The sequence below is a fragment of the Nocardia sp. FDAARGOS_372 genome (genome assembly GCF_002554515.1).
Lineage (GTDB): Bacteria > Actinomycetota > Actinomycetes > Mycobacteriales > Mycobacteriaceae > Nocardia > Nocardia farcinica.
In genome coordinates, this window is the sequence record NZ_PDDW01000001.1 from 288,897 (window position 1) to 301,958 (window position 13,062).

A 13,062-nucleotide genomic window follows, 5' to 3' on the forward strand; every position below is an offset into this window, starting at 1 on the left:
GGGAGTTACAGACCCAGATCGGCCTCGAACGCGGCCTCCTCGAGGCGGTGCCGGATGGTGGTCAGGAAGCGACCCGCGTCGGCGCCGTCGATGAGGCGGTGATCGTAGGTGAGCGGCAGGTAGCACATCGACCGCACGCCGATGGACTCGCCACCGGTCTCGTCGGTCACCACCACCGGGCGCTTGACGATCGCGCCGGTGCCGAGCATGGCCGCCTGCGGCGGAACCAGGATCGGAGTGTCGAACAGCGCGCCCTGGCTGCCGATGTTGGTGATGGTGAACGTGCCGCCGGCCAGCTCGTCCGGCTTGAGGCCGCCGTTGCGGGCCCGGTCGGCGATGTCGGCGATGGCGCGCGCCAGCCCGGCCAGCGACAGGTCGCTGGCGTTGTGGATCACCGGGGACAGCAGACCCTGCTCGGTGTCGACGGCGATGCCGAGGTGCACCGAGGCGTGGTAGGTGATCTCCTTGGTGTCCTCGTTGTAGGAGGCGTTCACGTTCGGGTGCACGCCCAGCGCCTCGACGACGGCCTTGGCGAAGAACGGCAGGAACGTCAGGTTGACGCCCTCGCGCTCCTTGAACGCCGCCTTCGCCTGCGCGCGCAGCGCGGCGATCTTGGTGACGTCGGCCTCGTGGACCTGGGTGAGCTGCGCGGTGGTCTGCAGCGACTCCCGGGTCTTGGTGGCGGTGATTTGCCGGATCCGGCTGGCCTTCTGCGTGGTGCCGCGCAGGTGCGCCAGCTGCGGGGCGGGCGCGGGCGCGGACGGCGCCTTCGCCGCGGGCGCGGCGGCGGCCGGGGCGGGCGCGGCAGCGGCGGGCGCGGCAGCGGCGGCGGGAGCCTTCTTGGCCTCGGCCGCGGCGAGCACGTCCTGCTTGCGGATGCGGCCGCCGACACCGGAACCCTTGATCGAGTTCAGGTCGACACCGTGCTCCTCGGCCAGCTTGCGCACCAGCGGGGTGACGTACGGCGTGGCGCCGGAGTCGGCCGGAGCGGGGGCCTGCGGCTGCGCCTGGGCGGCGGGCGCGGGCTGCTCGGCCTTGGGGGCGGGCGCGGGCTTCGGCTCCGGTGCGGGCTCGGGCTTCGGTTCGGGCTTCGGCTCCGGGGCGGGCTCCGGCTTCGGCTCGGCCTTGGTCTCCGGCGCGGGGGCCGGGGCGGGCGCCGACGCGGCGGCGGGCTTGCCGCTGCCGATCACGCCGAGCTGACCGCCGACGGCGACGACGTCGTCCTCCTGCGCGGTGATCTCGAGCAGGGTGCCCGCGACCGGCGAGGGGATCTCGGTGTCGACCTTGTCGGTGGAGACCTCGAGCAGCGGCTCGTCGACCTCGACCTGGTCGCCGACCGACTTCAGCCAGCGGGTGACGGTGCCCTCGGTGACCGACTCGCCGAGTTCGGGCATCTTCACGGGGGTGCCCTCGGCGGCGTCGCCGGACGCGGCGGGCTGCTGGGCGGGGGCCTGCTCGGCCTGGGCCGGCTCGGGCTCGGCTTCGGCGGCCGCGGACTCCTCGGCGGGAGCTTCGGCGGCGGGGGCTTCGGGGGCGGGGGCGGATTCGGCGGGCGCCTCACCGGCTTCGCTGATCACACCGAGTTCGCCGCCGACCTCGACCACGTCGTCCTCCTGGGCGACGATCTTCGACAGCACACCCGCCGCCGGGGACGGGATCTCGGTGTCGACCTTGTCGGTGGAGACCTCGAGCAGCGGCTCGTCGACCTCGACCGTGTCTCCTTCCTGCTTCAGCCACCTGGTCACCGTTCCCTCGGTGACGCTCTCACCAAGAGCCGGCATCTGGACGGAGAAGGCCATGTCCGTTGACTCCTCTGACTGCTCGACGGGTTCTACAACAGTTGATCTTCCAGCGGGCGGTCACCGCGGTCGCGGCGAAAACCCGGAAGCCACGCCGACATTCTGCGCGGCACCGGAGATCGGTGCGGTTCTTGTACCGCCGACCATCCTTGCACTCGACCGCGTGGCGCGTAGCACAGGGCGGTCATCTGAGCGTGAGCTGGCACTATGGAAGGTAGCGGTGGCGCGGTGTGCCGCCGCCGCACGAGGAGGTCGGCACGAATGGGTCTGTTGGGTCGCCTGCGTGGCGCGGTCAGCCGGGGCGGCGGGACGGGCCCGCGCGCGGAAGACGCGCGCTACCTGGCCGAATGGGTGCGCACGCACACCGGTGTGGAGGGTTTCGTCGAGCCGAAGACGACGGTGACCGACGTGACGGTGGTGCTGGTGGCCGCCGACGGCGAATGGACGCGCCGCGTGGTGGGGGAGGCGGGCGCGCATAGGCTGGCGAGCGACTTGCGCATCCCGGTCTACGACGTCGCCAAGACCGGTTACCCGCAACGGATGCGCGACTACGACGAGCGCAGGCGCATCGAGCGACGCCGCGCGCTGGAAGACGAACTGCGCGATCTGTGACCGGCGGCGGCCCGCCGGGACCGCCGCCGGTGGTGCTCACTCGGCCGCGATGTCCTCGAGCACCGCGATGAGGGTGCGCACCGGAACACCGGTGCCGCCCTTGCCGATGTAGCCGAACGGGCCGCCGGTGTTGTAGGCCGGGCCCGCAACGTCGAGGTGCGCCCACTGCACGCCTTCGGGCACGAACTCCTTGAGGAACAGTCCCGCCGAGAGCATGCCGCCCCAGCGGTGCGGCGCCACGTTGGCCAGGTCGGCGATCTTGGAGTTGAGGTCGGCGCGCAGTTCGGCGGGCAGCGGCATGGGCCAGCCGTTCTCGCCCACCTCCTGGGAGATGCGCGCGACCCGGTCGCGGAATTCGTCGGTGCCCATCACGCCCGGCGTGCGGGTGCCGAGGGCGACCATCTGGGCGCCGGTGAGGGTGGCGACGTCGATGAGGAACTCGGGGGAGTCCTCCCCGGCCCGCACGATCGCGTCGGCCAGGATCAGCCTGCCCTCGGCGTCGGTGTTGAGCACCTCGACGGTGGTGCCGCCGTACTGGGTGAGCACGTCGCCGGGACGCTGCGCGGTGGCCGAAGGCATGTTCTCGGCCATCGGCACGGTCGCGGTGACCGTGATCGGCAGGCTCAGCCGCGCGGCGAGCAGGGTGGTGGCGATGACCGCGGCGGCGCCCGCCATGTCCGAGGTCATGTTCTCCATGTTCTGCGCGGGCTTGATGGAGATGCCGCCGGTGTCGAAGGTGACGCCCTTGCCGATCAGCGCGACCTTCTTCGGCCCGCCCGCGTAGGTGAGGCGGACCAGCCGGGGCGGGCGCGAGGAGCCCTTGCCGACGCCGAGCACGCCGCCGTAACCACCCGCCTCCAGCGCGTTCTCGTCGAGCACCTCGACGTCGAGGCCGGCGGCCTCGGCCAGCACCTGGGTGCGCGCGGCGAACTCCGCCGGGTAGAGGTGGCTCGGCGGGGTGTTGACGAAATCGCGGGCGGTGGCGACGGCCTCGGCCACCAGCTGCGCGCGGAACAGCGCCTCCTCGCCGAAATCGGCGGTGGGCACCAGGAACTCGACCTTGGCGACCGGCCGCTCGTCGGGCTTGGGTGCGGACTTGGCCGACCGGAACGGGGTGAAGGTGTAGGCGCCGAGGTAGAAGCCCTCCGCCGCGGCGGCGATGTCGATGCCGCCCAGGGTGGTGGCGACCACTTCGGTGCCGGTCAGCGAACGGGCGGCGACCCCGGCGCTGCGGCGCAGTTGCTCGGCGTCGAGCTTGTCCGGTGCGCCGAGACCGACCGCGAGCACGCTGGTGACGCCCTCGAGTGCGGCGGGTGCGGGCACCCGGGTCAGCTCCTCGGCCTTGCCCTTCGCGCCGACGGCGCCGAGCTGGTCGAGCAGCTCCGCGCGCACGTCCTCGGTGAGCACGTCGCCGAACATGTCGTCCGGCGCGATCGAGGGACCGTTCTCCGACGAGGTCAAGCCGATCACCAGCACGTCGGTGTCCGGGCCGAGGGTTTCGGTGCGCGCCAATTCGGGTCCGAGGGAGCGATCTGCAACAGCGGTCATGGGCACAGGCTATTCGGTCGGCGCGGGGGCGTGCAGGTGGCGGGCGTGCGCGGGCGCCCGCGGTGGGCGAGACTGGAGCGCGTGACCGAGACGACGGCCGGGGTGGCGCAGCGACAGCGGGTGGCGGCGTATGCGGTGTGCGTGCGGGCGGGGCGAGTGCTGCTGGCCCGGTGGGTTCCGCTGGACGGGAGCCCGCCGCTGTGGACGATGCCGGGCGGCGGGATCGACCACGGCGAGGACCCCTACGACGCGGTGATCCGCGAGGTGCGCGAGGAGACCGGCTACGAATTCCGGCCGACCCGGCTGCTCGGCATGGACTCGTTGCGACTGACCGACGACGACGGCGCCGCCTTCCACGGGCTGCGCGTGGTCTACACCGGCGAGATCGTCGGCGGCGAGTTGCGGTACGAGGTGGGCGGTTCCACCGATCGCGCCGAGTGGTTCGACCTCGATGCGGTGACCGAGCTCGACCGGGTGGGGTTGGTGGACATCGCGCTCGCGCTGTACCGGGACCGACCCGCGACCGGCTCGCTCACGGCGAGCGTCTGACGGAGGCCGGCCGGGCGGTCGCCGGTCTCGTTACGGACTGCCGTGCTCGCGCCGGTGTTCGATACCGGTCAGCAGCAGGTCGACCGCGTCGCCGATCAGCCGCTCGACGTCCGGTTCGGCGGGGCCGCCCGCGAAGACCTTGTGCAGGGTCGGCCGGGCGACCGGATCGATGAGTTCGACCAGCTCCGGCGGCGGCGCGCCGGGCGGTCGCCCGCGGTCGGCGTACCAGAGCAGGGCGAGCCCTTGGACCAGGCCGGACAGGGCCAGGTAGGCGTTCAGCAGCTGCGCACCGGACAGTCCGAGGCGGTCGAGGGTGGCGAAGGTGGCTTCCAGGGAATCGAACAGGACCGGGCCCGCCGGTGGCCGGATGCGGGCGAGGACGGGCAGCAGCCAGGGGTGGGTGCGGTAGCGGCGCCACTCCGTGAGCGCGTCGTGGGTGAGGGCGGCCCGCCAGTCGGCGGGGCGCGAATCCGCCTCCGATGGTTCGGTTTCGGCGAGGACCAGTTCGGTCATCGCGCCCAGCAGGGCGTCCCGGTCGGGGTAGTGGCGGTACAGGGCGGCGGTGGCGACGCCGAGGTCACCGGCGAGGCGGCGCAGCGTGAGGCCCTCGATGCCGTCGCGGTCGGCCAGTGCCACGGCCGCGCGGGCGATCCCGACGCGGGTCAGGCGGGCGGGGCGCGGCGGCCGGTCGACGGGCGTGCCCGCGGCTCGTCCGGCCCGGCGGGAGCGGTAGGCACGGGCCTGGCAGGAGCGCGAACAGTAGCGGCGGGGCCGGCCGCGTGGCGGTTGCGGTACCGGACGGCGGCAGACGGGGCACACGCTTTTCCTCACACGAACAAGTGTGACGAAATCGTGGAAGCCGATGCGGGCGCTGCCTAGCGTGGCAGACGTTATCGCTGTTCACGTGGTCACTACGGGAGGTCGGGTCATGGAGTTGCGGGTGCGGCGGGCGCGGGCGGGGGACGTCGCGGCGGTGGCGGCGGCCTATGTCGCGGCGACCGCGGACGAGGCCGTCTGGGCGTGGGTGACCGCGGGGAGCGCCGAGATCGTCGAGGCGTTCCGGGTCGAGCACGCACCGCGCCTCATCGAGCGGGCGGTGGCCGAGGACGAGGTGTGGATCGCCGGGCCAGGGGACGAGGTCTGGGCGGTATCGCTGTGGCACCGGGTGACTTCGGTGCAGCGCTACCGCACCGAGGCCGAGGAGAGCGCCGCGATGGCCGCCGCCCCCGGGGTGCGGCCGCTGGCTCGCCTCGCGACGCTCACCGCGCTGGTGGCCGACCATCATCCGCGCGAGTTCCCGCACCGCTACCTGCAATCCATCGCCACCGTGCCCGAGCATCGCGGGACGGGTGCGGGCGGGGCCGTCATCGCCGACCGGCTGGCGGCCGCCACGGCGGCGGGCGAGCCGGTGTTCCTCGAGGCCAGCACCGAGCGGTCCGCCGCCCTCTACGCCCGGCTCGGTTTCACACCGACCGGCGCGGCTCTCGCGCTGCCCGAGGACGGGCCGGTCCTGCGCCCGATGTGGTTCCGTCCGGGCACGGCAGCGGGGGTCACGGGCGTGGCGGGAGCGACGGTGACCAACGGATAAGCTCGGCGGATGACCGAGACCGACCTGTTGCGCGGACCTGTTCACGACCTGCACGGCGAGCTGGGGGCGACCTTCGCCGAGTTCGGCGGCTGGCAGATGCCGGTGGCCTACGCGGGCACCGTGGGCGAGCACCAGGCGGTGCGCACGACGGTCGGGCTCTTCGACGTCAGCCATCTCGGGAAGGCGACGGTGGCCGGACCCGGCGCCGCGGAGTTCGTGAACGCCACGCTCACCAACGATCTGGGCCGCATCCATCCCGGCAAGGCCCAGTACACCCTGTGCTGTTCGGCCGACGGCGGCGTCATCGACGACCTGATCGCCTACTACGTCGCCGACGACGAGATCTTCCTCGTGCCGAACGCCGCCAACACCGCCGCCGTGGTCGCCGAGCTGGCCGCCGCCGCGCCCGCCGGTGTCACCGTGACGGATCAGCACCGGGACTACGCGGTGTTCGCGGTGCAGGGCCCGCGTTCGGCGCAGGTGCTCGCCGCGCTGGGGCTGCCGACCGAGATGGAGTACATGGCGTTCGCCGACGCGGCGTGGGAGGGGCGGCCGATCCGGGTCTGCCGCACCGGCTACACCGGCGAGCACGGCTACGAGGTGCTGCCGCGGTGGGCCGACGCGGAGCCGGTGTTCCGCGCCCTGCTCGAGCAGGTCCGCGCGGCCGACGGCCAACCGGCCGGGCTCGGCGCCCGCGACACCCTGCGCACCGAGATGGGGTATCCGCTGCACGGGCACGAACTCTCGCGGGAGATCTCGCCGGTGCAGGCCCGCACCGGCTGGGCGGTCGGCTGGCGCAAACCGCAGTTCTGGGGCAAGGCGGCGCTGGAGCAGGAGAAGGCGGCCGGGCCGCGGCGAATCCTGATGGGGCTGAAGGCGATCGATCGCGGCGTGCTGCGGCAGGGGCAGCCGGTGCTGCGTGACGGCGAGCCCGTCGGCGAGACCACCTCGGGCACCTTCTCCCCGACGCTGAAGGTCGGCATCGCCCTCGCCCTGCTCGACACCGGTGCGGGTCTGGAGCCGGGCGCCGAGGTGGCGGTGGACGTGCGGGGCAGGCGGCTGCGCTGCGAGGTCGTCAAGCCGCCGTTCGTGCCCTCGCGCACGTCCTGAGCGGGCGGTCGCAACCGGCTCGTGGCCGACACGCGCGACGGCCGAAATCGGGCACCGATAGGATCACCGGCATGACCGTTGCCGCACAGTTCGCCCGAATTCCCCATCCCGCGCCGCTCCCGGCGCAGCGGGTAGCGGAGATTCTGGCGGCACCCGGCTTCGGGCGGTACTTCACCGATCACATGGTCTCCATCGAGTACACCGAGGCGCAGGGCTGGAGCAACGCCAAGGTCGAGCCCTACGGCCCGCTGCAGATGGATCCGGCCACCATGGTGTTCCACTACGGTCAGGCGATCTTCGAGGGGCTCAAGGCCTACCGGCAGGCCGACGGCGGTGTCGCCACCTTCCGCATCGACGCCAACGCCGCCCGCTTCCGCCGCTCCGCGCGCCGGATGGCGATGGCCGAACTCCCCGACGAGCTGTTCGTCGAGTCGGTGCGCCAGCTGCTCGAGGTGGACGAGCGCTGGGTGCCCGCCGCGGGCGGTGAGGAGTCGCTGTACCTGCGGCCGTTCATGTTCGCCACCGAGGCGGGCCTGGGCGTGAAGCCCGCGTCGGCGTACACCTACCTGCTGCTCGCCTCGCCCGCCGGTGCGTACTTCCCGCGCGGGGTGAAGCCGGTGCGCGTGTGGCTGTCGACGGAGTATGTGCGCGCCGCCCCCGGCGGTACCGGTGAGGCGAAGGTGGCGGGCAACTACGCGGCGTCGCTGCTGGCCCAGGCGCAGGCCGCCGAGCAGGGCTGCGACCAGGTGGTGTGGCTGGACGCGTGCGAGCGCCGCTACGTCGAGGAGATGGGCACCAACAACCTGTTCTTCGTCTACGGCTCCGGTTCGCAGGCGCGGCTGGTGACCCCGGAGCTGTCCGGTTCGCTGCTGCCCGGCATCACCCGCGACTCGCTGCTCACCCTGGCCGCCGACTCCGGCTACCCGGTGGAGGAGCGCAAGATCTCGGTGGAGGAGTGGCGTGCGGGGGCGCAGTCGGGCGAGATCACCGAGGTCTTCGCCTGCGGCACCGCCGCGGTGATCACCCCGGTGGGCTGGGTGCGTTCGGCCGAGGGCGAATTCACCATCGGTGGCGGCGAGCCCGGCGAGGTGACGATGGCGCTGCGGGAAACCCTCACCGGTATCCAGCGCGGCACCTTCGCCGACATCCACGGCTGGATGCGGCGGCTCTGAGCATCCCGGGTGCGGTGGCGGCCTGCCCGCCACCGCGCCGGCCGGATCAGCCCGGCATCAGCATGTGCCACTGTTCGAGCGTCTGCGGGCGCATGACGTAGTTGTTGTCGCGCACGGTCGACAGCGCGGCGCTGGGTTCCTCGGAGTACCAGTGCCCCGGGTAGACCACCGGGTCGCCGCTCAGCCCGGCCAGGTAGCGCAGGCTGCGGAACATCTCGTCGGAGTCGCCGCCCGGGAAGTCGGTGCGGCCGCAGCCGTCCACGAACAGCGTGTCCCCGGCGATGAGCCGGTCCTCGAACAGGAAGCACTGACTGCCCGGCGTGTGGCCGGGGGTGTGCAGCAGCTCGATGGTCATCGCGCCGACGGCGATGGTGTCGCCGTGCTCGTGGCCGGTGAGTTCGCTGGGCGCGATACCGGTCACGTCGGCGACCCAGGAAAGCTCATGGGTGTTCACGTGCACGGGCACGCTGGTCTTCTCCAGCAGTTCGGCCACGCCGCGCAGGGTGAAGCCGAGCATGGTGCCGCCGACGTGGTCGGGGTGGTGGTGGGTGGCGAGCACGCCGGTCAGCCGCAGGCCGTCCGCCTCGGCGATGTCGACCAGATCACCGGCCGCGTAGGCCGGATCGACCACCACGCAATCACCGGTCTCCCGATCACCGATCAGGTAGGCGAAGTTTCGCATCTGCGTCGCGATCGGGTCGCCGACGGCGAAATCGCGCCCGGACAGCAGCTGCCGGAAGTAGAGACGGTCGGAAGACATACGCTCACCCTAGAGCCAGCACCCCGGCGTCGGCGCATCGGCGGCAATAAAATACCGGTCGGTTGGATCTAGGACTTATGTGACCGCCGGTTCCCACCGGGTGCGGCATCGATCAGTGCGTAACCATCGAGAAGCCGACGGCCGCGACGGCGACCGTGGTCTCGATCGCCGCGCCGAGCACGTCACCGGACAGGCCCTCGAAGCGCCGCACACAGTGCCGGACCAGCAGGAGCGCCGCCGCGACGGCGACCAGCACGACCAGCGGCCCGAGCCACGCCCGCCCCGGCACGGCGAACACCGCGCACGCCGCGGCGAGCACCGTCCACACCACCCCGGTCGCCGGATGCTGGGTGGCCGCCACGAGACTGCCGAAGCCGGTACCGGGCGCGGCGGGGGCGCGGCGGCAGGCGAACACGACGACGACCCGCCCGAGCGCCACCGCGAGCCCGATCGCGAGCCAGCGCCCCTCGGCGGCGGCCGTCCCGAAGGCCAGCGCGGGCACTCCGACGGCGAACACGATCGCCGCGACGCCGAACGGCCCGACGTCGCCGCCCTTCATGATCTGCCTGGCTCGCTCCGGCGGCCCGTAGCTGCCGAGGCCGTCGGCGGTGTCGGCCAGTCCGTCCAGGTGCATGCCGCGCGTGGCCACCGCGAGAGCCCCGACGGCGAGCAGGGCCGCGAGCCCCGTGCTCAGTCCCGCCGCGACGAGCGACCAGGTGAGCCCGGCCGCCGCGGCGCCGAGCACGACACCCACCACCGGGGCCAGCGCGATCGCCCGGGCGGCACCGGCCCGGTCGACCTCCTCGGGTCCGCGGACGGGCAGCACGGTCAACCAGGAGAACGCCAGCCGCAGCCCGTCGGGCCAGGACACCCGCCGCCCCGGCGCGGTCATTTGCGCAGGTTCAGCGCGGATTCCGCCGCGGTGGGTGCGGCGGTGCTGACGCCCGCCTCGTCGAAGGTGGCCATCTCCGCCAGGGCGGCGACGGCCGCGCGCAGGATCGGCAGCGCGGTGAGCGCGCCGGACCCCTCGCCCAACCGCATCTCCATATCGATGAGCGGATCCAGCCGCAGCTGCCGCAGCGCGAGCGCGTGGGCGGGCTCGGTGGAGCGGTGCCCGGCCAGCCACCAGGCGCTCGCCCCGGCCGCCAGATCCTCGGCGACCAGCGCGGCGGCGGTGACGACCACGCCGTCGAGCAGGACGGGGGTGCGGCGCACGGCGGCCTGGGCCAGGAAACCGGCGGTGGCCGCGATGTCGGCGCTCGCGGCCACGCGCAGCAGGTCGACGGGATCCTTGTGCACCGGCCGGGCCCGGCGCATCGCGTCGCGGATGGCGGCCACCTTGCGGATCCATCCGGCGTCGTCGACACCGGTGCCGCGGCCGACGGCGGCGACCGGTTCGGTGTCGGTGAGCGTCGCGATCAGCACGGTCGCGGGCGTGGTGTTGCCGATGCCCATGTCCCCGGCGATCAGCAGGTCGGCCCCCGCGTCGATCTCCTCGTCGGCGATGGCGCGACCGGCGGCGAGCGCGGCCTCGACCTCCTCCCCGGAGAGCGCGTCCTCGCGGTCGATGCGGCCGCTGGAGCGGCGGACCTTGTGGCCGGACACCGCCGGGTCGGTGTCGGCGTCCACCGCGATGTCGACCACCCGCACGGTGGCGTCGGCGACCCTGGCCAGCGCGTTGACCGCGGCGCCCCCCGCGAGGAAGTTGGCGACCATCTGCGCGGTGACCTCGCTCGGATAGGCCGAGACGCCGTGCGCGGCCACCCCGTGATCCCCGGCGAACACCACCACGCGGGCCCGCTCGAACTGCCGGGGCGGACACACCCCCTGGCATGCCGCCACCCAGTTGCCCAGCCGTTCCAGCCTGCCCAGTGACCCGGCCGGTTTGGTCAGGCGAGCCTGCCGCTGTTCGGCCTCCGCGCGGATCCGCGCGTCGGGGGGCGCAACCGGTCCGAATCCGTGTGTCACTAGTCGAGCCTCTCGGGTCGGGCAGCGGCGTCCGCGCCGCGCGTCGTCGCGCCCAATCTTGCCCGGCGCGCGGACGGGCGCGCCACGGCACCCGGCGGCGCACCCCGCACGACCAGGTCGCGCGGCGTTGGTAGCGTGCTCGCCGTGGCGGATGGTGTGACGCGGCGGACGCTGGTGCTCGGCGGGGCGCGGTCCGGAAAATCGGCCTTCGCCGAGCGCCTGGCGGGCGAATGGGCGACGGTGCGGTACCTGGCCACCGCCGTGCTCGACCCGGCCGACACCGATTTCGCCGACCGCGTCGCCGGGCACCGGGCCCGCCGTCCGGCGCACTGGACGACGGTCGACAGTGCCGATCCCGCAACCGTTCTCACCGCCGAGCCGGGCTTTCCCGGGGCGACACTCGTCGACGACCTCGGCACCTGGCTGACCGCGCGCATCGACGCGCTCGACGCCTGGGACGCCCCGCGCGGCACCGTCGCCCCCGCGGCCGACGCACTGGTGGCCGCGGTGCGCGACTACCCGGGCCGCTTGGTGATCGTCAGCCCGGAGGTGGGCATGGGCGTCGTTCCGGCGACCCGCTCGGGACGGCTGTTCCGCGACGAGATCGGCGCCCTCAACCAGGCGCTCGCGGCCGTCTGCGAGGAGGCGTATCTGGTCGTCGCCGGCCTGCCGCTGCGACTGAAATGAGCGTTGCGGCCGAAATGAACACGGACGCTCAGGAGGGACGCCGTCCGAACCGGCGGCGATATTCGGTGGGGGCGATGCCGACCTGGCGCTGGAAGTGGTGGCGCAGCAGCGCGCCGGACCCGAAGCCGCAGCGGGCCGCGATCTGCTCCAGGCCCAGATCGGTCTCCTCGAGCAGGTGCTCGGCGCGCAGCACGCGCTGATTGGTCAGCCACTTGACCGGGGTGGTGCCGGTCTCGGCGGCGAAGCGGCGGGCGAAGGTGCGGGTCGACATGCTGGCGCGGGCCGCCAGGCTCTCGACGGTGTGCGGCAGCTCGAGGTGCTCGCTCATCCACAGCAGTGTCTCGCCCAGACTGTCGGCCTCGCAGTCGGCGACCGGGCGTTCGATGAACTGACGCTGACCGCCGTCGCGCTGCGGCGGCACCACCATCCGGCGCGCGATGCCGTTGGCGGCGGCGCTGCCGATCTCGCGGCGCACCAGGTGCAGGCAGGCATCGATACCCGCGGCGGTGCCCGCGCTGGTGATCAGATCGCCCTCGTCGACGAACAGGACGTCGGGGTCGACGGTGGCCTTCGGGTAGCGGGCGGCAAGCTGATCGACGTAGCGCCAGTGGGTGGTGCACTTGCGGCCGTCCAGGAGTCCGGCCGCGCCGGCCACGAACGCGCCCGAGCACACCGTGAGCACCGTCGCTCCCGCGTCCGCGGCCGCCCGGACCGCCTCGACCAGCTGGGGGTCGAGGTCGCCGGTGAGCGCGCTGACCGGCGCGGCGGGCACCGCCACCAGATCGGCTCGGGCGAGTTCGGCCAGGTCGTATTCCGGGGTGACGGTGACGCCCGGGGTGGTGGACCGCAGCGGTTTGCCGGGTTCGGCGCCGCAGACCTTGAAGTCGAAGCCCGGCAGGCCGTCGGCGGTGCGGTCGAGGCCGAACACCTCGCACACCACGCCGAACTCGAACATGGCCAGCTTCTCGAACAGCGGGACCGCGACCTTCGACAGCATTCTCCCAGCGTAACCGCTCTGGCCGGATATTTGCGAACAATGTCAGAGCTGCCACTGTTGGTGAAAACTGCACGGTCGCAAAATTACTGCCATGACGGCTTTGATTCTCACCCTCGCGGCGCTCGGCTTCCTCGGCCTGCTGCTCGCCCTCGGGCACGGGCTCTCCGGTTCCTCACCCGTGGTCGACCGGGACGCGCAGCGCGTGCGCGCCGAACTCGACGCCATCGCGGGCCGCCTCACCCACCACCGCTGACACAACGCGACGGCCGCCC

At 73.1% G+C, this 13,062-nt stretch carries 14 protein-coding genes; 7 read left to right on the forward strand and 7 right to left on the reverse strand.

The features are described 5' to 3' along the window. Positions 1-5 precede the first annotated feature (5 nt). Positions 6-1,799: a 2-oxoglutarate dehydrogenase, E2 component, dihydrolipoamide succinyltransferase gene (gene sucB, locus CRM89_RS01595; protein WP_098083070.1), complete on the reverse strand. Its 1,794-nt coding sequence runs from the start codon at positions 1,797-1,799 to the stop codon at positions 6-8. Positions 1,800-2,060: 261 nt separating this feature from the next. Between sucB and CRM89_RS01600 the strand changes: the two genes are divergently transcribed. Beyond that, positions 2,061-2,411, forward strand: a complete 351-nt coding sequence (locus CRM89_RS01600; protein ID WP_098083071.1) for an oxidoreductase — start codon at positions 2,061-2,063, stop codon at positions 2,409-2,411. 36 nt (positions 2,412-2,447) lie between these two features. Here CRM89_RS01600 and CRM89_RS01605 read toward each other — a convergent pair whose 3' ends face one another. Beyond that, complete coding sequence (locus CRM89_RS01605) at positions 2,448-3,959, reverse strand: leucyl aminopeptidase (protein WP_098083072.1); 1,512 nt, start codon at positions 3,957-3,959, stop codon at positions 2,448-2,450. Positions 3,960-4,040: 81 nt separating this feature from the next. On the opposite strand from CRM89_RS01605, the gene CRM89_RS01610 reads away from it, so the two are divergent. Next, positions 4,041-4,508, forward strand: coding sequence for an NUDIX hydrolase (locus tag CRM89_RS01610; protein WP_229434939.1), 468 nt, complete (start codon positions 4,041-4,043; stop codon positions 4,506-4,508). Positions 4,509-4,538: 30 nt separating this feature from the next. On the opposite strand, the gene CRM89_RS01615 is transcribed toward CRM89_RS01610, so the two are convergent. Further along, positions 4,539-5,339 carry a TetR/AcrR family transcriptional regulator gene (locus CRM89_RS01615; protein WP_229434941.1) on the reverse strand — a complete coding sequence of 267 codons (801 nt, stop codon included), beginning with the start codon at positions 5,337-5,339 and terminating at the stop codon, positions 4,539-4,541. 97 nt (positions 5,340-5,436) lie between these two features. On the opposite strand from CRM89_RS01615, the gene CRM89_RS01620 reads away from it, so the two are divergent. From CRM89_RS01620 to CRM89_RS01630, 3 genes are all read left to right on the forward strand, one after another. Continuing rightward, positions 5,437-6,096, forward strand: a complete 660-nt coding sequence (locus CRM89_RS01620; RefSeq protein ID WP_098083075.1) for a GNAT family N-acetyltransferase — start codon at positions 5,437-5,439, stop codon at positions 6,094-6,096. 9 nt (positions 6,097-6,105) lie between these two features. Continuing rightward, on the forward strand, positions 6,106-7,206 hold the full coding sequence (gcvT, locus tag CRM89_RS01625; RefSeq protein ID WP_060592582.1) for a glycine cleavage system aminomethyltransferase GcvT: 1,101 nt from the start codon (positions 6,106-6,108) through the stop codon (positions 7,204-7,206). 71 nt (positions 7,207-7,277) lie between these two features. After that, entirely contained in the window at positions 7,278-8,378 is a 1,101-nt protein-coding gene (locus tag CRM89_RS01630) for a branched-chain amino acid aminotransferase (protein ID WP_098083076.1), read from the forward strand. A 46-nt stretch (positions 8,379-8,424) separates the two neighbouring features. Here CRM89_RS01630 and CRM89_RS01635 read toward each other — a convergent pair whose 3' ends face one another. From CRM89_RS01635 to cobT, 3 genes are all read right to left on the reverse strand, one after another. Continuing rightward, the gene (locus tag CRM89_RS01635) at positions 8,425-9,138 is read right to left on the reverse strand and encodes an MBL fold metallo-hydrolase (RefSeq protein ID WP_060592579.1); all 714 of its coding nucleotides are present in this window, start codon (positions 9,136-9,138) and stop codon (positions 8,425-8,427) included. 112 nt (positions 9,139-9,250) lie between these two features. Then, entirely contained in the window at positions 9,251-10,030 is a 780-nt protein-coding gene (locus tag CRM89_RS01640; protein WP_098083077.1) for an adenosylcobinamide-GDP ribazoletransferase, read from the reverse strand. Beyond that, positions 10,027-11,106 (reverse strand): nicotinate-nucleotide--dimethylbenzimidazole phosphoribosyltransferase, encoded by a 1,080-nt coding sequence (gene cobT / locus CRM89_RS01645; RefSeq protein WP_011208231.1) that lies wholly within the window; start codon positions 11,104-11,106, stop codon positions 10,027-10,029. Before cobT ends, CRM89_RS01640 begins: the two co-directional genes overlap by 4 nt. Before the next feature lie 144 nt (positions 11,107-11,250). On the opposite strand from cobT, the gene CRM89_RS01650 reads away from it, so the two are divergent. Next, on the forward strand, positions 11,251-11,793 hold the full coding sequence (locus CRM89_RS01650) for a bifunctional adenosylcobinamide kinase/adenosylcobinamide-phosphate guanylyltransferase (RefSeq protein ID WP_229434943.1): 543 nt from the start codon (positions 11,251-11,253) through the stop codon (positions 11,791-11,793). A gap of 28 nt (positions 11,794-11,821) precedes the next feature. Here the strand turns inward: CRM89_RS01650 and CRM89_RS01655 are convergent, their stop codons facing one another. Beyond that, the gene (locus tag CRM89_RS01655; RefSeq protein ID WP_011208233.1) at positions 11,822-12,790 is read right to left on the reverse strand and encodes a helix-turn-helix domain-containing protein; all 969 of its coding nucleotides are present in this window, start codon (positions 12,788-12,790) and stop codon (positions 11,822-11,824) included. Positions 12,791-12,881: 91 nt separating this feature from the next. Here CRM89_RS01655 and CRM89_RS30695 point away from each other — a divergent pair, with 91 nt between their 5' ends. After that, positions 12,882-13,043 carry a hypothetical protein gene (locus tag CRM89_RS30695; protein WP_011208234.1) on the forward strand — a complete coding sequence of 54 codons (162 nt, stop codon included), beginning with the start codon at positions 12,882-12,884 and terminating at the stop codon, positions 13,041-13,043. The last annotated feature ends 19 nt before the right edge of the window (positions 13,044-13,062 follow it).